Below are 20,753 nucleotides of genomic sequence, written 5' to 3'. Positions count from 1 at the left end.
CCCCGGCACCCGGTCGGTCACGTTCCGGCTGAGCTGCTCGTCGTCGTCCGGTGCACGTGCCATGATCCGCGATGTGGGTGATCCCGATCGTCGTGCACGGGTCGACCGCCGCACCTTCGGGGTGCTCCTGGGCGGTCTCGCCGCCACCGGGCTGCTCGCGTCCTGCAGCTCCGGCGACGACGGACCCGCCGTGCCGGAGAGCACCGCGACGGCCGGGCCGCCGGCTCCGGAGCGGATCGCCTACGGCGGCCATCCCGACCAGTTCGGCGAGCTCACGGTGCCGGCGGACCGGCCGCTGCCGCGGGCGATCGTGGTGGTCGTGCACGGCGGGTTCTGGCGGGCCGGCAGTGATCTCGGGCTGATGCGCCCGGTGGCGGCGGCGCTCGTCGCGGCCGGGTTCGCCACCTGGAACATCGAGTACCGCAGGGTCGACGCGGGCGGCGGCTGGACGGCCACGTTCGACGACGTCGCGATGGCCGCCGACCATCTGTCCACCCTGGGCAGTACCCGGTTCGACCTCCGGAAGGTCTACGCGCTCGGACACTCCGCGGGCGGGCACCTGGCGGCCTGGCTGGCGACCCGGCCGGGGCAACAGCCCGGTGACCCCGGCGCCGATCCGGCCGTCCGGGTCGCGGGCGTCGTGCCGCTGGCGGGGGTGCTGGACCTGGCCGCGGCCGACTCGCTGGGCGACCGGGCGGTGGACGCGCTGGTCGGCGGCACCCCCCGCTCGGCACCGGAGCGGTACGCCGCCGCCAGCCCCATCCGCAGGCTGCCGCTGGGTGTGCCGTCGGTGTGCGTGCACGGCACCGCCGACGAGACCGTCCCGATCTCGCAGAGCGAGGCGTTCGTCGCCGAGGCGACCGCGGCAGGCGACTCCGCGGAGCTGGTCCGGGTCGAGGGAGCCGACCACATGCAGCTCATCGACCCCGCGCATCCCGGATGGGCCGCGAGCCTGCGAGCCCTGGAGGGACTCGTCGGCGGGTGAGGCCGGAATGGGCGGGTGCCGGGCGGCGTTGCGCGGGTACCATTCCGGCAACCGACCGCGCGAGACCAGAGGCAGGCGATCACACCCTTGACCGGCACCGACCCCGGCTCCATCTCCCGGACCGACCTGCGGTCCGACGCGGCACCGGGCGGGACCGTCCGGTCCAAGATCTCCGTACCGGACACCGCGCTGCTCTCGCTCCTCGGCTCCCGCGACGAGAGCCTCCGCACCGCGGAGGACGAACTGACCGCCGACGTCCACGTCCGCGGCAACGAGCTCACCCTCTCCGGTGATCCCGGCGACGTGGCCTTCGCCGAACGGGTGTTCACCGAGCTGATCACCCTCGCCGGGCGTGGCCAGCTGGTCGGGGCGGACACCGTCCGGCGCACGGTGGCGATGCTCGCCGACGCCGACGCAGCCGAGGGCGCCCGGCTGGGGGAATCCCCGGCCGAGGTGCTGAGCCTGGACATCCTGTCCCGGCGCGGCAAGACCATCCGCCCGAAGACGCTGAACCAGAAGCGCTACGTCGACGCGATCGACTCGCACACCGTCGTGTTCGGGATCGGCCCGGCCGGTACCGGCAAGACCTACCTGGCGATGGCGAAGGCCGTGCAGGCGCTGCAGGCCAAGCAGGTCAACCGGATCATCCTGACCCGGCCGGCGGTCGAGGCGGGGGAGCGGCTGGGCTATCTGCCGGGCACGCTGTTCGAGAAGATCGACCCGTACCTGCGCCCGCTCTACGACGCGCTGCACGACATGATCGATCCGGAGTCGATCCCGAAGCTGATGGCCGCCGGGACGATCGAGGTCGCACCGCTGGCGTACATGCGCGGGCGCACGCTGAACGACGCGTTCATCATCCTGGACGAGGCGCAGAACACCACGCCCGAGCAGATGAAGATGTTCCTCACCCGGCTCGGCTTCGGCTCGAAGATCGTGGTGACCGGCGACATCACCCAGGTCGACCTCCCCGGCAACGCCCGCTCCGGGCTCGCCGTGGTGCAGGACATCCTGGAGGGCATCGAGGACGTGCACTTCTCCTACCTCGACAGCGCCGACGTCGTCCGGCACCGGCTGGTGTCCGACATCGTCGACGCCTACGCCCGGTTCGACGCGGTGTCCGAGCGCCGCGCGGCCGTGAACGCCGGGAACGGGGCGCCGCGCAACGGTCCACCCACCCGGCACGGCGGGCGCCGCCGATAGTGTCGGACTGCCCGTCTACGCTGGCCGGGAACGAGACGGACGAGACGGGTGGGGACGAGGCGACGCCGGTGAGCATCGAGGTCGTCAACGAGTCCGGGATCGCGATCGACGAGGCACAGATCGTGTCGGTCGCCCGGTACGCGCTGGACGCGATGAAGGTGAACCCGGCGGCGGAGCTGGCCGTCACGGCCGTCGGGCTGGACACGATGGAGGAGCTCCACGTCCGCTGGATGGAGGAGCCGGGGGCCACCGATGTGATGGCCTTCCCGATGGACTCGCTCGCGGAGGACGGTCGGCGGCCCGACGCCCCTGATCTCGGCCCGGCCCTGCTCGGCGATGTCGTGCTGTGCCCGGCGTTCGCCAGGGACCAGGCCGGCAAGGCCGGCCACACGCTGGCCGACGAGCTGCACCTGCTGACCGTGCACGGGATCCTGCACCTGCTCGGCTACGACCACCTCGAGCCGGAGGACGAGCGCGAGATGTTCGCGCTGCAGAACCGGCTGCTGGTCCGCTGGCGTGACGACCGGGCCCAGCTGCGTGCCCGGGAGGCGCAGCGCCGCAGCGACGACCGGCTGCTCGGCGCCGCCGGTTTCGAGGAGGAGCCGGGCCGGTGACCGAACCGTCCGACCCTGATCATCCGGTTCCGGAGGAACAGTGACCACCGTCTGGCTGATCGTCGCCACGCTTCTGCTCGTACTCCTGGCGGGCGTGTTCGCGGCCGCCGACTCGGCCCTGATGTCGATCTCGCGGGCCCGGGTCGAGGCCGTGGTGCGCAGCGGCCGGGCCGGCGGGAGCGCATTGTCCGCGGTCGTCGCGGATCGGCCCCGCCACGTCAACCTGCTGATGCTGCTGCGGGTGACCTGCGAGACGGTCGCCGTCATCCTGCTCGCGATCGCACTCGCCCCGTTGTTCTCGGCACCGTGGATCGGGCTCGTACTGACCGCCGTGATCATGGTGCTGGCGAGCTACATCCTGGTCGGCGTCGGCCCGCGCACGCTGGGTCGCCAGCACCCGTACCGGATCGGCCTGCTGCTGGCCGCCCCGATCCGGGTACTGGGCACGGTCCTCTCACCGCTGGCGAAGCTGCTGATCCTGCTCGGCAACGCGATCACCCCCGGCCCCGGTTTCCGGGACGGCCCGTTCTCCACCGAGGTCGAACTGCGCGAGCTCGTCGACATGGCCAGCAACCGCGGCGTGGTCGACGAGGGCGAACGCAAGATGATCCACTCGGTGTTCGAGCTGGGGGAGACCCCGGTCCGGGAGATCATGGTGCCGCGGCCGGACGTCGTCTGGGCGGAGCGCGACACCCCGGTCGACAAGGTGCTGCGGCTCGCGCTCAAGAGCGGCTACTCGCGGATCCCGGTGCTCGGTGAGGGCATCGACGACGTGATCGGCGTTGCCTACCTCAAGGATCTGGTCCGCGCCCGGGACGACGCGCAGTTCCGCGGTGCCCCGCAGAAGTCGCTGCCCGAGATCCTCCGGCCGGCCGCGTTCGTGCCGGACTCCAAGCGCAGCGACGAGCTGATGCGTGAGATGCAGCGCACCCGCAACCACATGGCCGTTGTCGTCGACGAGTACGGCGGGACGGCCGGCGTGGTGACGATCGAGGACATCCTCGAGGAGATCGTCGGGGAGATCACCGACGAGTACGACACCGAGGAGATCCCGGAGGTCGCCGAGGTCGACGACGGGGCGTTCCGGGTGGCGTCCCGGGTGCCGGTCGAGGACCTGGAGGAGCTGTTCGCCGGGCGCTTCCGCGGTACCCCGCGGGAGGACGAGCTGCGCCGGGCGCTGGAGACCGCGGACGTCGACACCGTCGGCGGTCTGCTCGCCCAGCGTCTGGGAAAGGTGCCGCTGCCCGGCGCCGTCGCCGACGTCGAGGGCCTGCTCCGGCTGGAGGGTGAGGGTGGCAAGGACTCCCGCGGCCGGATCCGGATCACCTCGGTACTGGTCAGCCCGCTCGAACCGGTCGACACCGACGGCGACGAGGCGGACCCTGCCCGGACCGACTCTGCCCGGACCGATGATGGGCCCGATCCGGCCGCCGGCGACCCGACCGAGCCGGCGGAGCACAGCGGCGCGGTCCGCGCCGACCGGGCGTAGCAACCCGCCACGGCCCGGACCGGCCGTGCGGACGAGCAACACAACGGCCCCGCCTCCGCGGGACCGGAGGAGGAACCGATGGCTGGAAGCGACCGCGACGGCTCCACCGGGAGCGCCCCGGCCGGAGCCGGACTGCCCGCGACCCCGTCCTACGATCTGGTGGTCGTCGGCGGCGGGATCGTCGGCCTGGCCACGGCGTTCGCCGCGACCAACGCGGGGCTGTCGGTCGCCGTCGTCGAGCGGGAGCCACGACTGGCGAACCACCAGACCGGGAACAACTCGAACGTCATCCACTCCGGCCTCTACTACGCACCGGGCGGCTACAAGGCCCGGCTCGCGGTCGCCGGGTGTGCGGAGACGGTCGCGTTCTGCCGTGAGTACGACCTGCCACACCAGGTGTGCGGGAAGCTGGTGGTGGCCACCGAGCCGGAGGAGCTGCCCCGGCTCGACGCGCTGGCCCGCCGCGGTGAGGCGAACGGCGTCGAGAACCACCGGCTCGACGAGCACGGGATGAAGACCTACGAGCCGGACGTGCGGGGTCTCGCCGCGCTGTGGGTGCCCTCGACCGGCATCTGCGACTACCGCTCGGTCGCCGAGAAGCTGGGCGAGCTGGTGGAGAAGGGCGGCGGCGAGGTGCACCTGGGCCGGGCCGTCACCGGGTTCGCCCGGCGGCCGTCCGACGTGGTGGTCCGCACCTCCGGCGGGGACCTGCTCGGCAAGCGGGTCGTGGTCTGCGGCGGCCTGCGCTGCGACGAGCTGGCGACCCTGGCCGGAGCCGATCCCGGCGTGCGGATCGTGCCGTTCCGCGGCGAGTACTCCGGCTTCTCCGAGAGGGCGGCCTCGCTGGTCCGCGGGCTGATCTACCCGGTGCCGGATCCGGAGTTCCCGTTCCTCGGGGTGCACGCCACCCGCGGTATCGACGGTCACGTGCACGCCGGGCCGAACGCCGTGCTGGCGATGGCCAGGGAGGGCTACGACTGGCGCACGATCCGGCCCGCGGAGCTGCTCGGCACGCTCACCTACCCCGGCATGATCAGGATCGCCCGCAAGCACTGGCGCTATGGCATCGGCGAGGTGCAGCGGTCGCTGTCGCGCAAGGCGATGGTCCGCCAGATCCAGCGGATGCTGCCCGACGTGACGGCCGAGGACCTGCACCCGGCCGGCGCCGGTGTCCGGGCGCAGGCGGTCAAGGCCGACGGCACCCTGGTCGACGACTTCCTGTTCCTCGACCAGCCCGGCTCGGACGGCGCCGGCGGTGCGGGATCGATCCTGCACGTGCTCAACGCGCCGTCCCCGGCGGCGACCGCCGCGCTGCCGATCGGCCGGGAGATCCTCGGCCGGCTGGGTGCCGCCGCATGACACTTCCCGCATCTCCCGAGGGCTTCCGGTCCGGTTTCGCCTGCTTCGTCGGCCGGCCCAACGCCGGCAAGTCCACGCTGACCAACGCCCTGGTCGGCCAGAAGGTCGCGATCACCTCCAGCCGTCCGCAGACGACCCGACACGCGATCCGCGGGATCGTGCACCGCGAGGACGCGCAGATCGTCCTGGTGGACACGCCCGGCCTGCACCGGCCGCGGACCCTGCTCGGGTCCCGGCTGAACGACGTGGTGCGCGAGACCTGGGCGGCGGTCGACGTGGTCGGGTTCTGCGTCCCGGCGAACGAGAAGGTCGGCCGCGGTGACCGGTTCATCGCCGACGAGCTGCGCAAGGTCGCGGCGCACACCCCGGTGGTCGCCGTCGTCACCAAGACCGACCTGGCGCCGCCGGAGCAGGTGGCCGAGCGGCTGGCCGAGGTCGCGGGCCTGATGGAGTTCACCGAGGTCGTCCCGACCTCGGCGCAGTCCGGGTTCCAGGTGGCGCTGCTGGCCGATCTGCTGGTCGCGCAGCTGCCGGAGGGCCCGCAGCTCTACCCGGACGGTGACCTCACCGACGAGCCCGAGGAGACCCTGGTCGCCGAGCTCATCCGGGAGGCGGCGCTGGAGGGCGTGCGCGACGAGCTGCCGCACTCGATCGCGGTCACGGTCGAGGAGACCATCGAGAAGACGAACCTGCTGGAGATCCACGCGATCGTCTGGGTCGAGCGGTCCAGCCAGAAGGGCATCGTGATCGGCCGCGGCGGCGCCCGACTGAAGCAGGTCGGCACGGACGCGCGGCGCCAGATCGAGAAGCTGCTCGGCACGAGGGTCTACCTCGATCTGCACGTGAAGATCGCGGAGAACTGGCAGCGCGACCCCAAGCAGCTGCGCAAGCTCGGCTTCTGAGCCGAGCCCGCGCGCCGGGCCGCAGGGCAGCGCCTACGCTGGGTGCATGGCCCAGCTGTACCGCGACACCGGAATCGTGTTGCGCGTGCAGAAGCTCGGCGAGGCCGACCGGATCGTCACGATGCTCACCCGGCAGCGGGGGAAGATCCGGGTGGTCGCGAAGGGTGTGCGGCGCACCCGGTCGCGCTGGGGGGCGCGGCTGGAGCCGTTCAACCACGTCGACGTGCAGTGCTACACCGGCCGCACGCTCGACGTCGTCACCCAGGCCCAGACGCTCGACGCGTTCGCGCCGGCGATCGTGGCCGATTGGGGGGCGTACTCCTGCGGCTGCGCGATCCTGGAGACCGCCGACCGGCTGGTCTCCGAGGAGGGGGAGCCGTCGCTGCGGGTGTACCTGCTGCTGCTCGGCGCGACCCGGGCGCTGGCCGACGGCCTCCGCGAACCGGCGCTGGTGCTGGACGCGTTCCTGCTGCGGGCGATGAGCCACGCCGGGTGGGCGCCGTCGCTGTCGGACTGCGCGCGCTGTGCCACACCGGGCCCGCACCGGGCGTTCACCGTCGCCGGTGGCGGGATGGTCTGCCCGCGCTGCCGTCCGCCCGGATCGGTCACCCCGGCGGCCGAGACGGTCACCCTGCTCGAGGCGCTGCTGCACGGTGACTGGGCCGTCGCCGACGCCTCCGGCGACCCGACCCGGCGGGAGGCCAGCGGTCTGGTCGCGGCACACCTGCAGTGGCACCTGGAGCGCCAGCTCCGGTCGCTGCCGCTGGTGGATCGCCGGGCCCGGTCCCGGCCCGTTCGGGATCCTGCTGTGCCGCAACGCCCGTCGGAAGGTGCCCCGGCGACGCCGAACGGTCCGGCCGGGTCGGTGCCGGTGGCGGGCGGACCGCCGGTCGCGCAGCACGCCACACCCGCCGACTCCACCGGGTGATCCGGGCTTCCACCGGGCAACCCACCTCCGCGGGTCGTTACGCTCCCGTGATCGAACCGAACCGATCGGATCCGACGGAGACGCACGTGACCCCACCCCACACCCCGCGGGACGGCCGGGACGGTCGCGACGACGCGGCTGCGGCCGAGCGCACCCGCCGGCTCGCCGTTGCGACCCAGCGGCTGCCGGTCGCGCCCACCCAGCTGATCCCGGTGCGGACCGAGCTGCTGCCCGAGTCCCCGCCGGACGGTCCGACGCGAGCCATGCGCCAGGTGCGGGCCCGCACCGAGGACGGAGCCTGGCCGGCGATCCCGATGCTGCCGGTGATCCGCCCGGAGGACAGCGAGCCGCTCTCCGAGGTCGACCGCGCCCGCGACCACCGCGGGATGCGTGAGCTGCGCCGGACGGTGGAGCGGTTGGAGGACTCCGAGGTGCCGGCATGGCCGGTGCGTGAGGAGCCCGACGAGCAGTTCCGGATCTGATCCGGCACCGACGTAGGGTGCTGTACGTGCCGTTCCAGCCTCCCCCGCCGCACCCGTCCGGCGCACTGCCGCCGGCGATCCCCGCCGCGCTGATCCCGCGCCACATCGCGCTCGTGATGGACGGCAACGGTCGCTGGGCGAACGCCCGCGGCCTGCCCCGCACGGAGGGGCACAAGCGCGGTGAGGCGTCGCTGATGGATGTCGCCCGCGGGTGCATCGACATGGGCGTCCGCTGGCTGTCGGCCTACGCGTTCTCCACCGAGAACTGGCGGCGCAGCCCGGACGAGGTCCGGTTCCTGATGGGCTTCAACCGCGACGTGATCCGGCGCCGGGTCGACGAGATGGATGCGCTGGGTGTCCGTGTCCGGTGGGCCGGCCGGCGGCCCCGGCTCTGGCGCTCGGTCGTCAAGGAGCTCGAGATCGCCGAGGAGCGGACGAAGCACAACGACGTCCTGGACCTCACGATGTGCGTGAACTACGGGGGGCGGGCCGAGATCGTCGACTCGGTCCGGCAGATCGCCCGGCTCGCCGCCGAGGGGCGGATCAACCCGGACAAGATCGACGAGCGGATGCTCGCCCGGCACCTGGACGAGCCGGACATGCCCGACGTCGACCTGTTCGTGCGGTCGTCGGGGGAGCAGCGGACGTCGAACTTCCTGCTCTGGCAGAGTGCGTATGCCGAGATGGTCTTCCTGGACACGCTGTTCCCGGACTTCGACCGCCGCCACATCTGGCAGGCGATCGAGATCTACGCCCGGCGGGACCGGCGGTTCGGCGGGGCGAAAGACAGCACAGGCAGCGCAGCCGGCACAGGCAGCACGGACCTGGCCGAGGGAGCAGCGCAGTGACCGACGCGGTGATCACCGGAATGCTCGGGACCGCGCAGGCTGCGCTGGAGCGGTTCCACGACGTGGTCGTCGACGACGACGGCGCGCTGACCTTCGCGCACGGCGGTGTGCTGTGCGTCGTCCAGGGCACCGAGCTGGAGGAGGGCCTGCCGGTCCTCAACCTCACCTGCGTGGTCGCCTGGGACCTGACCGATCCGGACGTGCCGTCCCGGGTCGGTCTCGGTGTGGGCGAGGGCCTGTTCGGCACCCCGCGGGTGGTGCGCGGCGAGCACGGGTGGGACGTGACGCTGCGCTACGCGTTCCCGGCCGCCGGGCTGACCGAGGCACCGATGGGCACGCTGTTGATGCTGGTCGTGTCGTCGGCGTCGAGCATGCGCGCGGAACTGGTCGACGAGTGACCGCGGGTGGGCCGTGGGGGCGGTACGCCCCCGGCCCACCCGGGACAGTTCACTTCTTGCGGTTCGTGCCGAGCTCCTCGGCGATCGGGTTGACCGGGTCGACGTCCTTGGTCCCCTCCGAGAGCCCGGAGTGGGTGTGCTCGGTGCGCCGCTGCGCACGGAGCTGCTCGGTCTCCTCCCGGGACTCGTCGGCGGTGTCGACCGCGGCGACGACGTCCGCGGCGGAGTCGTAGGTCTCCGCCGGGACGGCCCGGATCGCCTCGACGGTCGCGGCGCCCGCGCCGTTGCGCTCGGCGCCGGCCGTCAGCTGGTCCTTACCGGCCGGGAACGTGACGCCGTCCAGCGCGGCGTGGACGGCGTCGGGGGTGGTCGTGCGGGTCGTCATCTCGGGAGATTCCTCCTCGTCGGTGATCGTTCGTCCCGACGAGGGTTACCGGTGTGCGGCGATCCATGCATCGCCGGCGTCATCCGGTGGCGGGACTCTCCCCGTCGGCCGGTCCGGCCGCATCCGGCTCGTCGGCGAGATGGACGAGCGGAAGTGCGGACAGCTGGGCGGGTGTCATGTCGTGCGCGACGCCGAGCACGTCGTTCTGGGACTTCTTCATCCGGGCGTCGACCAGCCCGGACAGCCCGTAGGCGACCCGGCCGAGCAGCCGCACCGTCGTCTCGTCGACCAGCGGCCGCGGGGTCGAGATGATCGCGACGCCGCGGGGTGCCCCGTCGTTCGACTGGGCCACCCCGATCGAGTACGACTCGCGCGGATTGACGTGCCGGGACGCGTAGTGGTCGCGGAGCTTGAGCAGCATCTCGTGGAAGTCGCCGACGTCGCCGTCGAGCTCGAGCTTCTCCAGATCGGCTCCGGTCAGAGTCTTCGTCCGCCCGGAGAAGCAGCGGACGTAGCCGATCACCGCCCCGGTCCAGAGCGCCTCGACCAGCGCCGGATCGGCGTCCACCCGCACCGGGCCGGACTCCGGGCCGGCGAGCGCGGTCACCAGGTGCTCGCAGCAGCGCAGCACGTACTGCAGGTCCTCGAAGACCGCCGCGAGCTGTGCCAGCTCGCCGGACTCCGGAACGTCGATCCGTCGCACCGTCGTCGGTGCGACGGGGCCCCCGTCGCCGGGTGCGCCGTCCTCGTGCGTGTCGGTCATCGTCGACCCCACCTCCGATGGATCACGGTATCGGCGGGTGCCGCGGCACGGTGTCGCGTTATGAGACGTTCTGTGACCTGTGCCTCGCCGTCGCACCGGCGGCGTGGATCTGCGCGGCTATCGTGCTAGCGTCCCGCTCCGAAAAGGTCACGAGTGCCAGCGTCAAGCCCCGGCTTGCTGGCCGGCAACCCTCCTCCGCGGTGGGGTGCCCCGGGTGATGACCGGGCCGTCGCGACACCCGCGCCGGCAAGCGCGGATCCGGCACCCGCAGCAGCGCTGCCCCGGATCCCTGTGATCCGGAGGACGATCATGACCGCTGCCCTGCTGCACGAGACCACCCGCCCGGCCGCCGAGCTCCCGGCGGTCACCGGTGCCGATCTGACCGTGCCGCTGGTCGACGGCGGACGGGTCGGCTACTGCGATCTCGACTCCGCCGCCTCGACGCCGGCTCTCGCCGCGGTCACCGCGCACGTCGCGCAGGTGCTACCCTATCACGGCAGCGTGCACCGGGGCGCCGGTTACACCTCGCGGGTGTGCACGTCGCTGCTGGAGAACGCGCGTGCCGATGTCGCCCGCTTCGTGCGCGCCCGGCCCGACGACGTCGTGGTGTTCACCCGCAACACCACCGACGCGCTCGGGTTGCTCGCCCGCGCGGTCCCGGGCCCGGTGCTGACGCTGGACCTGGAGCACCACGCGACGCTGCTGGCCTGGCGGCACTCCGGGCACCGGGTCGTCCCGGCGGGCCGGACGATCGGCGACACGCTGCAGGCGCTGCGCGCCGAGCTGGCGGCCCGGCCGGACACCGCGCTGGTGGCCGTCACCGGGGCGTCGAACGTGACCGGTGAGCTGCTGCCGGTCGCCGAGATCGTGGCGATCGCGCACGCCGCCGGTGCCCGGGTCTGCGTGGACGCCGCCCAGCTCGCCCCGCACCGCAGGCTCGACCTGGCCGGCTGGGGCGCCGACTACCTCGCGCTGTCCGGGCACAAGATCTACGCGCCGTTCGGGGCCGGTGTGCTGGTCGGGCGCGGTGACTGGCTGGACGCGGCGCAGCCACACCTCGCCGGCGGTGGGGCGGTGCGCTCGGTCGCCGTCGCCGGGGACCGCACCGAGGTGGCCTGGCTGCCGGCGCCGCAGCGGCACGAGGGTGGCACGCCGAACGTGCTGGGCGCGGCCGCGCTGGCGGCGGCCTGCCGCGAGCTGGAGCCGGTGATCGACGACGAGGTGCCCGCGCACGAGCGTGCGCTCGCCGCACGCCTGCACACCGGGCTGGCGTCGGTCCCCGGGCTGCGCACGCTGTCGATCTTCGACGACGCGCCGGACCGGACCGCGACGATCTCCTTCACCCTCGGCGACCTCCCGGCCGGGCTGGTCGCGGCGGTGCTGTCCGCGGAGTACGGCATCGGGGTGCGGGACGGCCGGTTCTGTGCGCACCCGCTGCTCGCCCGCTGCAACGACGGCGACGACGCCGTTCGCGCCTCGCTCGGCCTGCGCACCACGCCGTCGGACGTCGACCGGCTGGTGGACGCGCTCGGCCGGCTGGCCCGGCGCGGTCCGCAGTGGACCTACGCGATTCTCGACGGCCGCTGGACGCCCACCCCGGACCCGCGCCCGCTGGACCCGTTCGGGCTGGGGGAGCGGCCCGGCCTCCCGGGCTGCGACCGCTGAACCCGGAGTGGCGGACGGGCCGGGACACGGCAGCCGCCCGTCAGGCCGTCGCGCACCGGGCCCGCGGGTATCAGCCGCGGGACGCCGAGCACGCCCGGCACAGCCCGAAGATCTCCAGGGTGTGCGAGAGATCGGTGTAGCCGTGCTGCTCGGCGATCGACTGGGCCCACGACTCGACGGCGGGCCCCTCGATCTCCACGGCGGCCCCGCACCGGCGGCAGACCAGGTGATGGTGGTGGTGCTCGCTGGCGCAACGCCGGTAGACGGCCTCGCCGGAGCCGGTGCGCAACACGTCGACCTCGCTGCCCTCGGCGAGGGTCTGCAGGGTGCGGTAGACCGTCGTCAGCCCGATGCCCTCGCCGGTGCGGCGGAGCTCCTCGTGGATCTCCTGGGCGGAGCGGAAGTCCTCGATCCGGTCGAGCAGTGCGATGACCGCCGCCCGCTGCCGGGTCGCGCGGATCCCGCGTGGCCCGGCGGTCGAGCGCGCGGCCCGTCCGGCCCGTCCGGCCTGGTCCGTGCCGTCGTGCACCGCCTGATCGCTCACGAGTCCTCCTCCACATGCGCCACCGCGTCCACCACGATGTGGGCGAGATGGTCGTCGACCAGGGAGTAGAGCACCTCACGTCCCTTTCGTTCACCTTCGACCACACCGGCGGACTTCAGCACCCGCAGGTGCTGGCTGATCAGCGGCTGGGTGACCCCGAGGGCGTCCACCAGGTCGTGCACGCAGCGCGCGTGCTCCAGGAGCTGCAGCACGATCGCGATCCGCACCGGCGCCGCCAGCGCGCGCAGCAGGTCACCGGCCGCTGCCAGGGTGCGCGGATCACGCAGAGGGCCGGGAGCCGGCGCCGGGTGGTGCTCCCCGGCGTGCTCGTCGGTCCCCGGGGTCCGGGTGGTCTCCGCTGCGGCAGACATCGTGGTTCCGTCCCGTCCCCCGGAGGCGGCGGCCACACCCCCGGCGCTGATCGAGCCCAGCCGGCCGCACCCGACATGGTAGGCGTGTTCGTTATCGTCGCGCCGTGCTGCTGGTCTGCCGGTTCTCCGTGTCGCCCGACGACGTCCCCCGATTCACCGATCGCGCCGCCCGTGCGCTGGAGCTCCTCGCCGCCCAGCCGGGCTGCCGCGGCGGCGAGGCCGGCCGCGCCATCGAGGCCCCGGAGCAGTGGGTGCTGACGGTCCGCTTCGACTCGGTCGACGCCTACCGGCGTGCGCTCGGGCCGTTCCCGGTGCGCGAGCACGTGCACCCGTTGCTGGCCGAGGCCGACACCAGCACCGAGTCGACACACGAGACCCTGCTGTCGGTGACACCCGGCGGCTCCGCTGCCCGCCACCCCTCACTGCTCACCTGAACCGGGCGGGCGGAATCGGGTTATGCCGGGTCGGTAATCTGTAGGACCCACCTCGCGACTCCGCAGGTGGGTAGTCCCGAATCCCGGACCTGGAGTACGACCAGTGGCCAGCAAGCCGACCTCCGCCAAGATCGAGACCATCGTCGCGCTCACCAAGCGTCGCGGATTCGTCTTCGCCTCCGGCGAGATCTACGGCGGAACCCGGTCGGCGTGGGACTACGGTCCGCTCGGCGTCGAGCTGAAGGACAACATCAAGCGCCAGTGGTGGAAGACCATGGTGACCGGCCGCGACGACGTCGTCGGTCTGGACTCCTCGGTCATCCTGCCGCGGCAGACCTGGGTCGCCTCCGGCCACGTGAACGCGTTCACCGACCCGCTGGTCGAGTGCACCTCGTGCCACAAGCGCTACCGCGCCGACCAGCTGGCCGAGGAGTTCGCCGAGCGCAAGGGCCGCGATCCGGAGCAGGCCGACCCGAACGACCTGTCCGAGGTGCCCTGCCCGAACTGCGGCACCCGCGGCCAGTTCACCGCGCCGCGCGAGTTCAACATGATGCTGAAGACCTTCCTCGGCCCGGTGGAGTCCGAGGAGGGCATGGCCTACCTGCGCCCGGAGACCGCCCAGGGCATCTTCGTGAACTTCCTGAACGTGCAGACCACCTCGCGCAAGAAGCCGCCGTTCGGCATCGGCCAGATCGGGAAGAGCTTCCGCAACGAGATCACCCCGGGCAACTTCATCTTCCGGACCCGCGAGTTCGAGCAGATGGAGATGGAGTACTTCGTCGAGCCCGGCAGCGACGAGGAGCTGCACCAGTACTGGATCGACGAGCGCACCCGCTGGTACACCGACCTGGGCATCGACCGTGAGAACCTGCGCCAGTACGAGCACCCGAAGGAGAAGCTCTCCCACTACTCGAAGCGCACCGTCGACATCGAGTACCGGTTCAACTTCACCGGCCAGGAGTGGGGCGAGCTCGAGGGCATCGCGAACCGCACGGACTTCGACCTGACCACGCACTCGAACCACTCGGGCGTCGACCTGTCGTTCTACGACCAGGCCACCGACACCCGCTACCGGCCGTACGTGATCGAGCCCGCGGCCGGGGTCGGGCGGTCGATGATGGCGTTCCTGATCGAGGCCTACAGCGAGGACGAGGCGCCCAACGCCAAGGGCGGCGTCGACAAGCGCGTCGTGCTGAAGCTGGACCGCCGGCTCGCCCCGGTGAAGGCCGCGGTGCTGCCGCTCTCGCGCAACGCCGACCTGTCGCCCAAGGCGAAGGACCTGGCCGCGCAGCTGCGGAAGAGCTGGAACGTCGACTTCGACGACGCCGGCGCGATCGGCCGCCGCTACCGTCGTCAGGACGAGATCGGCACGCCGTTCTGCATCACGGTGGACTTCGACACCTTGACCGACCAGGCGGTGACCATCCGGGAGCGCGACACCATGGCCCAGGAGCGGGTCGCGCTGGACCAGGTCGAGGCCTACCTGGCCACCCGGCTGCTCGGCTGCTGAGCGGGCCCGCACATCCAGATCGGCCCCCGCCCGTGGGTACGGGCGGGGGCCGATCTGTGTCTCGCGGGGACTACACCGGCTCGGGGAGCAGCCTCTCCACCAGGTCGGACAGCGTGATGATGCCGATCAGGCTGCCCTCGGACTCCACCAGCGCCAGGTGCGCACGCTGCTCGCGCATCGTGTTCACCGCCGCGTTGTAGCGGGTGTCCGCCGGGAGCGTGAGCACCGGGCGCATCAGCTCGCGGGCCGGGGTCCCGGGCTCGCGGGTCAGCGTGTCCCGCACGTGCACGTAGCCGATCGGCGTCTCGCCGTCGCGCACGATGAGCCGCAGGTGGCCGGTCCGCCGCGCGGTCTCCTGGACCGAGGCGACGTCGTCGTCGGCGCCCACCCCGGACGGCTCGTGTGCCAGCTCGCTCAACGGCATCCGCTCCAGCTCCAGGGCGGTGACCAGCTGGTCGCGCCGCTCCTGGTCCAGGGCACCGGTCTTCGCCGAGTGATCGACCAGCTCGCGCAGGTCGTCGGCGTTGCGGCCGGAGGCCATCTCGTCGACCGGCTCGACGCCGACCGCCCGCAGGCAGCGGTTGGCCAGGCCGTTCAGCAGCACCAGGATCGGCCGGGTCAGCACCATGAAGCCGCGCATCGGCAGCGCCAGCATGATCGCCGACCGTTCCGGGTGCGAGATCGCCCAGGACTTCGGCGCCATCTCACCGACCACGAGGTGCACGAAGGTGACCACGATCAGCGACAGGACGAAGGAGAGGACCGTGGCGATACCCGAGGCCAGCCCCCATCCCTCCAGCACCGGCCGCAGGGCGTAGTCGACGGCCGGTTTCGCGACCGCACCGAGGCCCAGCGTGCACAGCGTGATGCCCAGCTGGGAACCGGCCAGCAACAGCGACAGGTCCTTGGCGCTGCGCAGCGCGGCACGCGCCGACGCGGAGGTCTGCGCGGCCTCCTCCAGCCGGTAGTTCCGGGCGGCGACGAGTGCGAACTCCACCGCCACGAAGAACGCGCTCAGCCCGACCAGGGCGATCGAGACGACGATCGAGGTGACGCTCATGCCCACACCTCCTGCTCATCGTCCGAGTCGGCGGACTCGGTCCACACCAGGTGCACCGCCGCCGGAACGCGGCGGTCCACCTCCTGGACGCTGATCCGCAGCCTCCGCGGCGGGTCGTCCGGATCCTCGGCCGGGATCATGACGACGACCTCGTCACCCGGCTCGGGGAGCCGCTGCAGCTCGGCCATCACCAGGCCGCCGACGGTCTGGTAGTCGCCCTCGGGCAGCTCGGCGTCGATCAGCCTGCCGACCTCGTCGACGTGCCGGTCACCCGGCACCACCCAGCCGTCCTCTGCCTGGCGGGCCTGATCGGTCCCGGCCTGGTCGTGCTCGTCGGTGATCTCGCCGACCAGCTCCTCGGCGACGTCCTCGACGGTGATGACGCCGGCCAGGCCGCCGTACTCGTCGAGCACGCAGGCGAGCTCCTCGCCCTCCTCCCGCAGCCGGGCCATGACCTGCGGCAGCGGCAGCGAGGACGGCACCAGCACCGGTGCCCGCATCAGCTCCGACACCAGGACGTCGGCCGCGCCGCGGCCGCCCAGGTCGGTGCGCTCGGACAGGGCCAGCACGTCCTTGAGGCAGACGACGCCGACCAGCTCCAGCGCGTTCTCCGGGTCGGCCGCGTCGGGCGGCGTCCCGAGGACGGGATAGCGGGAGTGCTGCACGGCCATCTGGCCGATCAGGCTCTCCACGGTGGCGTCGTCGCGCACCCAGGAGACCCGCGGGCGCGGGATCATCGCGGCGCGCGCGGTGCGGTCGGTGAAGTCGACGACCCGGTCCAGCAGGGCCGCGAACTCCGGGGAGAGATCGCCCGAGTCGCGGGAGTCGTCGATGATGGCTTCCAGGTCACGCGGGGTGGCCGAGTGCTCGACGTCGTGCACGGGCTCGATCCGCAGCGCACGCAGCAGCAGGTTCGACGCGGCGTCGAACAGCTTGATGATCCAGCCGAAGATCGCCAGGTAGGTCTTCGTGGACAGCGCCAGCCAGCGCGCCACGGGTTCCGGCCGGGCGATCGCCAGGTTCTTCGGGAACAGCTCGCCGAAGACCATCTGGACGACGGTCGAGAGCAGCAGCGCGAACGTGATGCCGATCGCGAGGCCGATCCCGCTCGGGACGTTGACCACGCCGAGCAGCTCGGCGATGCCGTTGCCGATCAGCGGCTCGGCGACGTAACCGACCAGCAGGCCGGTGACGGTGATGCCGAGCTGGGCGCCGGACAGCATGAACGAGGTGCGCCGGGTGATGTCGAGGGCGCGGATCGCTCCGGTGTCGCCCTCGGCCGCCTTGGCCTTGAGCCGGGAGCGGTCGACGGCCATGTAGCCGAACTCCTGCGCCACGAAATACCCGGTGAGCGCGGTGATGGCCAGAACGACCAGGATGCCGAGCAGGATTCCGAGGATCGTGCCGATCACCGGAGCGTCACCGCCCGGCGGTCGGGCCCGTGGGTACGGGCGGGAACGAGGGCGATGCGGGGTCGCCGTCCGGATGTGTGCCGGACGGCGCCGGGACTGTCGCTGGGGTCCATGACTCCTGACTCGCGATCGGATGTGTCGTGCACGCGCATAACGCGTGCCGGAATAGTAAGGTTCCGGCGCGCACTCGTCGCGTCGGCCTCGTCACGTGTCTCTGAAATGTGACTCCGGAGGATCGGGCCGACCGCCGGCGACGGGCCGGCGCTCCCCTCAGGAATCTGTCAGCCGCCGTCGCTACCCTGGCGCCCGTGAGCACCGGTACGTCCCAGAGCCCCACCGATCCGCGTCGTGCGCTCGGCGCCACCCTGCGCCGCTGGGCTGCGGGGGAGGCTGCGGGCATCGGCGTGGTCCGGGTGCTCGACCGGCACGGCTTCGGCTCCGTCGAGTCCGGTCAGCTGCTGGCCGGTACCCCCGGCGGTGAGGTGCACGGTCTGCTCTATCTCGGTGCGCTCGACGACACGGCGCATCCGCTGGCCACCGAGGCCGCCGCCGGTGCGGCGACGGTCCGGGAGGCGCACGTCGCGGAGTCCTCCGCGGTGGCGGCCGGGCTGGCCTGCGCGGGCGGCGCGACCCTGGTGGGGCACCCGCTGCCGGCCGGGCCGGCCGCCGCGCTCGGCGAGGCGCTGGAGGCGGCCCGTCCCGCCGCACTGCTGTCCACCGTCGACGGCGCGTCGGCGCTGGTGCTGACCGGGCCGGATCTCATGACCGAGCACGGATCGCTGGGCGACGGCGCGGTCGGCGAGGCGGCCACCGCCGCGGCCCGGCAACTGTTGCGCCGCGGGGCCATCGCCACCGAGCAGGTCGACGCCGCCGGCACCGCCGTGCTGGTCGACGTCTGGGTGCCGGTGCCGTCGGTCCTGGTGGTCGGCGAGGGTGCGCTCGGCGCGGCGCTGCACGCGCAGGCCGGGCTGCTCGGCTGGTCCGCGCGCACCGTCACCACCGTGGCTGACGCGCAGGCGGCGGTGTCCGCCTTCACCGATGCCGACGTGCTGGTCCTGCTCGACCACGCCCCGGAGTTCGACTCGATCCTGATCGAGGGTGTGGCACACGGCCGCGGCTTCCTCGGCGCGCTCGGCTCCCGCCGCACCCAGTCCGCCCGCCGGGAGCGGTTGGCGGCGGCGGGCGTCGGGGAGGGCGGGTTCGCCGCGATCCACGGGCCGGTCGGGCTCGACCTGGGTGCCCGGACACCGGCCGAGACGGCGGTGTCGATCGTCGCGCAGGTGATCGCCCTGCGGGCCGGGCGATCGGCGTCGGCGCTGGCGGAGTCGGCCGGACGGATCGGCGGATGAGCGCAGCCTCGTCGCGCCGCGGTCTCGGCGGCGGAGCGCCGGTCGCGCCGGCACCGGTGCGCCCCGCGGCCCGCGGCCCGGTCCGGACCGGGATGACCTGGGGTGCCCGGCTGCTCGTCGGCGGCCTGGTGATGCTGATCGCCGTCGTGGGCGTGACCGCGCTGCGGGTCTGGCAGGTCGCCAGGGTCGACGACCAGCGCCCGGTGGATGCGGTCGTCGTGCTCGGGGCGGCCCAGTACAACGGCGAGCCGAGCGCGGTGCTCGCGGCCCGGCTGCGGCACGCCGCCCAGCTCTACGCCGACGGTGTCGCCCCGCGGATCGTCACGGTCGGCGGCGGGCGCACGGGCGACCGCTACACCGAGGCCGAGGCCAGCCGGGACTGGCTGGTCGCCCGCGGAGTGCCGGCGTCGGCGGTGCAGGCGGTGCCGGAGGGATCGGACACCCTCGGCAGCCTGCAGGCGGTCGCCGCGGGGGCCCGGGCCCAGGGCTGGTCGTCGGCGCTGCTGGTGTCCGATCCGTGGCACAGCCTGCGTGCTCGCACGATGGCCCGGGACGCCGGCCTGGAGGCGTGGACGTCGCCGACCCGCAGCGGTCCGATCGTGCAGACCCGGGAGACCCAGCTGCGCTACATCTACCGGGAGACCGGGGCGCTGCTGTTCTACACGCTCACGCACGCCTCGGTCGACACCGCGAGTTCCGGGCAGGGCTGAGGCCGTGTCGGAGCTCTCCGAGCGGCCCGGGAGCACGGCCGCCCCCGATGTCTGCGCGGTGCCGTCGGCCGGGTACACCCCGGACGACGCGCAGCGACGGCATCCCGAGCAGCCCAAGGGATCCGGCCTGGGGGAGCGCGGCCGGGTGGAGCGGCGCAGCCCGTTCTCCCGGGACCGGGCGCGGGTGCTGCACTCGGCGGCGCTGCGCCGGCTCGCGGGCAAGACGCAGGTCGTCGGCCCGGGGGAGGGCGCCGAGGTCACCGGTATCCCGCGGACCCGGCTGACGCACTCGCTGGAGGTCGCCCAGATCGGTCGCGGGATCGCCGAGGAACTCGGCCTCGATCCGGACGTCGTCGACGCGGCGGGGCTGGCCCACGACATCGGTCATCCACCGTTCGGACACAACGGCGAACGCGCACTCGACGAGGCGGGCGCCGGCTGCGGCGGGTTCGAGGGCAACGCGCAGACCCTGCGGATCGTGACCCGGCTGGAGCCGAAGGCCCGGTCGTCGGACGGGCGCGGCCCCGGCGGGCTCAACCTGACCCGGGCCACCCTCGACGCCGCGACGAAGTACCCGTGGGCCCGGCGCGGGGCGGAGCGCAAGTTCGGCGCCTACGCCGACGACCTCCCGGCACTGGACTGGGTGCGGCTCGGGGCCCGGCCCGGTGTGCGCTGCATGGAGGCGCAGGTCATGGACTGGGCGGACGACGTCGCGTACTCGGTGCACGACGTCGAGGACGCGGTGCTGGCCGGCCGGATGGATCTGGCCGTGCTCTCGTCGCCGGCCGAACGCGAGGCGCTCGCCGCGGAGGCCGCGCGGCGGTTCGGTACCGACTCCGGCGCCTGCGCGGAGGCGGCCGCGCAGCTCGACGCGCTGCCGGTGGTCCGCGCGGTGCGCGGGTTCGACGTGCGCACCGCCGGTGGCGACGACCTGGTCGCGATGAAGCGGCTGACCAGTGAGCTGGTCGGGCGGTTCGCGCTCGCCGCGACCGACTCCACCCTGGACACCTACGGCGACGCCCCGCTCGCCCGGCACCGCGCCGATCTCGTCGTCCCGCTGGAGGCGCAGGCCGAGGTGGTGCTGCTCAAGGAGCTCGCCACCCGGTACGTGATGAGTGACCCGGAGCGGCTGGCGATGCAGGAGCGGCAGCGCGAGCTGCTGCGCGAGCTGGTCGCCACGCTGTCCGCGCGCGGCCCGGACGGGCTCGACCCGGTCCGCGCCGAGGACTGGAGCGCCGCGCCGGACGACCGGGCCCGGCTGCGCGTGGTGATCGACCAGGTCGCGCTGCTCACCGATCAGCAGGCGGTCGCCTGGCATCGGAGGGCATGCCGGTAGGTGCCC

The 20,753-nt window shown here is 73.1% G+C and carries 22 protein-coding genes and 1 riboswitch; of the genes, 16 read left to right on the top strand and 6 right to left on the bottom strand.

All coding sequences use genetic code 11. The features are described 5' to 3' along the window. The first annotated feature begins 73 nt into the window (after nt 1-73). The 10 genes from Pdca_RS23070 (at nt 74) to Pdca_RS23025 (ending at nt 9,208) form a co-directional block, all read left to right on the top strand. Complete coding sequence (locus Pdca_RS23070; RefSeq protein WP_232021137.1) at nt 74-985, top strand: alpha/beta hydrolase family protein; 912 nt, start codon at nt 74-76, stop codon at nt 983-985. A gap of 126 nt (nt 986-1,111) precedes the next feature. Continuing rightward, nucleotides 1,112-2,188, top strand: coding sequence for a PhoH family protein (locus Pdca_RS23065; protein WP_373865495.1), 1,077 nt, complete (start codon nt 1,112-1,114; stop codon nt 2,186-2,188). Nucleotides 2,189-2,256: 68 nt separating this feature from the next. Continuing rightward, the gene (gene ybeY, locus Pdca_RS23060) at nt 2,257-2,802 is read left to right on the top strand and encodes an rRNA maturation RNase YbeY (protein WP_085913547.1); all 546 of its coding nucleotides are present in this window, start codon (nt 2,257-2,259) and stop codon (nt 2,800-2,802) included. 40 nt (nt 2,803-2,842) lie between these two features. Then, on the top strand, nt 2,843-4,291 hold the full coding sequence (locus Pdca_RS23055; protein ID WP_085913436.1) for a hemolysin family protein: 1,449 nt from the start codon (nt 2,843-2,845) through the stop codon (nt 4,289-4,291). A gap of 78 nt (nt 4,292-4,369) precedes the next feature. Beyond that, nucleotides 4,370-5,650 carry an L-2-hydroxyglutarate oxidase gene (gene lhgO / locus Pdca_RS23050; RefSeq protein ID WP_085913435.1) on the top strand — a complete coding sequence of 427 codons (1,281 nt, stop codon included), beginning with the start codon at nt 4,370-4,372 and terminating at the stop codon, nt 5,648-5,650. Beyond that, nucleotides 5,647-6,552, top strand: a complete 906-nt coding sequence (era, locus tag Pdca_RS23045; RefSeq protein ID WP_085913434.1) for a GTPase Era — start codon at nt 5,647-5,649, stop codon at nt 6,550-6,552. Before lhgO ends, era begins: the two co-directional genes overlap by 4 nt. A 46-nt stretch (nt 6,553-6,598) precedes the next feature. After that, nucleotides 6,599-7,480 (top strand): DNA repair protein RecO, encoded by an 882-nt coding sequence (gene recO / locus Pdca_RS23040; protein WP_232021136.1) that lies wholly within the window; start codon nt 6,599-6,601, stop codon nt 7,478-7,480. A gap of 86 nt (nt 7,481-7,566) precedes the next feature. Continuing rightward, the gene (locus Pdca_RS23035; protein WP_125911527.1) at nt 7,567-7,962 is read left to right on the top strand and encodes a hypothetical protein; all 396 of its coding nucleotides are present in this window, start codon (nt 7,567-7,569) and stop codon (nt 7,960-7,962) included. A 26-nt stretch (nt 7,963-7,988) separates the two neighbouring features. Beyond that, nucleotides 7,989-8,810 (top strand): isoprenyl transferase, encoded by an 822-nt coding sequence (locus tag Pdca_RS23030; RefSeq protein WP_174824302.1) that lies wholly within the window; start codon nt 7,989-7,991, stop codon nt 8,808-8,810. Continuing rightward, nucleotides 8,807-9,208 carry a hypothetical protein gene (locus Pdca_RS23025; protein ID WP_232021135.1) on the top strand — a complete coding sequence of 134 codons (402 nt, stop codon included), beginning with the start codon at nt 8,807-8,809 and terminating at the stop codon, nt 9,206-9,208. The genes Pdca_RS23030 and Pdca_RS23025 overlap by 4 nt, the downstream gene beginning before the upstream one ends. A 49-nt stretch (nt 9,209-9,257) precedes the next feature. On the opposite strand, the gene Pdca_RS23020 is transcribed toward Pdca_RS23025, so the two are convergent. Then, nucleotides 9,258-9,593, bottom strand: a complete 336-nt coding sequence (locus Pdca_RS23020) for a DUF2795 domain-containing protein (RefSeq protein WP_085913431.1) — start codon at nt 9,591-9,593, stop codon at nt 9,258-9,260. A 79-nt stretch (nt 9,594-9,672) separates the two neighbouring features. Continuing rightward, a complete protein-coding gene (locus tag Pdca_RS23015; protein WP_085913545.1) occupies nt 9,673-10,356 on the bottom strand; it encodes a hypothetical protein in 684 nt (227 codons plus the stop codon). A gap of 145 nt (nt 10,357-10,501) precedes the next feature. Further along, a riboswitch (SAM riboswitch) is annotated at nt 10,502-10,615 on the top strand. 50 nt (nt 10,616-10,665) lie between these two features. Here Pdca_RS23015 and Pdca_RS23010 point away from each other — a divergent pair. Further along, complete coding sequence (locus tag Pdca_RS23010; RefSeq protein ID WP_085913430.1) at nt 10,666-12,021, top strand: aminotransferase class V-fold PLP-dependent enzyme; 1,356 nt, start codon at nt 10,666-10,668, stop codon at nt 12,019-12,021. Between the two features lie 70 nt (nt 12,022-12,091). Here Pdca_RS23010 and Pdca_RS23005 read toward each other — a convergent pair whose 3' ends face one another. Then, on the bottom strand, nt 12,092-12,565 hold the full coding sequence (locus Pdca_RS23005; protein ID WP_085913429.1) for a Fur family transcriptional regulator: 474 nt from the start codon (nt 12,563-12,565) through the stop codon (nt 12,092-12,094). Further along, on the bottom strand, nt 12,562-12,936 hold the full coding sequence (locus Pdca_RS23000; protein WP_085913544.1) for an ArsR/SmtB family transcription factor: 375 nt from the start codon (nt 12,934-12,936) through the stop codon (nt 12,562-12,564). Before Pdca_RS23000 ends, Pdca_RS23005 begins: the two co-directional genes overlap by 4 nt. A 104-nt stretch (nt 12,937-13,040) precedes the next feature. On the opposite strand from Pdca_RS23000, the gene Pdca_RS22995 reads away from it, so the two are divergent. Both Pdca_RS22995 and Pdca_RS22990 read left to right on the top strand, forming a co-directional pair. Next, nucleotides 13,041-13,370 carry an antibiotic biosynthesis monooxygenase gene (locus Pdca_RS22995; protein ID WP_085913428.1) on the top strand — a complete coding sequence of 110 codons (330 nt, stop codon included), beginning with the start codon at nt 13,041-13,043 and terminating at the stop codon, nt 13,368-13,370. Between the two features lie 103 nt (nt 13,371-13,473). Next, nucleotides 13,474-14,880 carry a glycine--tRNA ligase gene (locus Pdca_RS22990; protein ID WP_085913427.1) on the top strand — a complete coding sequence of 469 codons (1,407 nt, stop codon included), beginning with the start codon at nt 13,474-13,476 and terminating at the stop codon, nt 14,878-14,880. A 70-nt stretch (nt 14,881-14,950) separates the two neighbouring features. Here the strand turns inward: Pdca_RS22990 and Pdca_RS22985 are convergent, their stop codons facing one another. Then, nucleotides 14,951-15,940, bottom strand: a complete 990-nt coding sequence (locus Pdca_RS22985) for a hemolysin family protein (RefSeq protein ID WP_085913543.1) — start codon at nt 15,938-15,940, stop codon at nt 14,951-14,953. Then, a complete protein-coding gene (locus Pdca_RS22980) occupies nt 15,937-17,352 on the bottom strand; it encodes a hemolysin family protein (RefSeq protein ID WP_197719804.1) in 1,416 nt (471 codons plus the stop codon). Before Pdca_RS22980 ends, Pdca_RS22985 begins: the two co-directional genes overlap by 4 nt. A gap of 308 nt (nt 17,353-17,660) precedes the next feature. Here Pdca_RS22980 and Pdca_RS22975 point away from each other — a divergent pair, with 308 nt between their 5' ends. The 3 genes from Pdca_RS22975 to Pdca_RS22965 all read left to right on the top strand — a co-directional run bounded on the left by Pdca_RS22975 (nt 17,661) and on the right by Pdca_RS22965 (nt 20,747). Next, the gene (locus tag Pdca_RS22975; RefSeq protein ID WP_232021134.1) at nt 17,661-18,701 is read left to right on the top strand and encodes an XdhC family protein; all 1,041 of its coding nucleotides are present in this window, start codon (nt 17,661-17,663) and stop codon (nt 18,699-18,701) included. A 92-nt stretch (nt 18,702-18,793) separates the two neighbouring features. Beyond that, the gene (locus Pdca_RS22970; protein ID WP_085913540.1) at nt 18,794-19,411 is read left to right on the top strand and encodes a YdcF family protein; all 618 of its coding nucleotides are present in this window, start codon (nt 18,794-18,796) and stop codon (nt 19,409-19,411) included. Nucleotides 19,412-19,469: 58 nt separating this feature from the next. Beyond that, complete coding sequence (locus Pdca_RS22965) at nt 19,470-20,747, top strand: deoxyguanosinetriphosphate triphosphohydrolase (RefSeq protein ID WP_085913539.1); 1,278 nt, start codon at nt 19,470-19,472, stop codon at nt 20,745-20,747. The last annotated feature ends 6 nt before the right edge of the window (nt 20,748-20,753 follow it).

The sequence above is a fragment of the Pseudonocardia autotrophica genome (assembly GCF_003945385.1).
GTDB lineage: Bacteria > Actinomycetota > Actinomycetes > Mycobacteriales > Pseudonocardiaceae > Pseudonocardia > Pseudonocardia autotrophica.
This window is presented reverse-complemented; position numbering and strand designations above follow the sequence as displayed.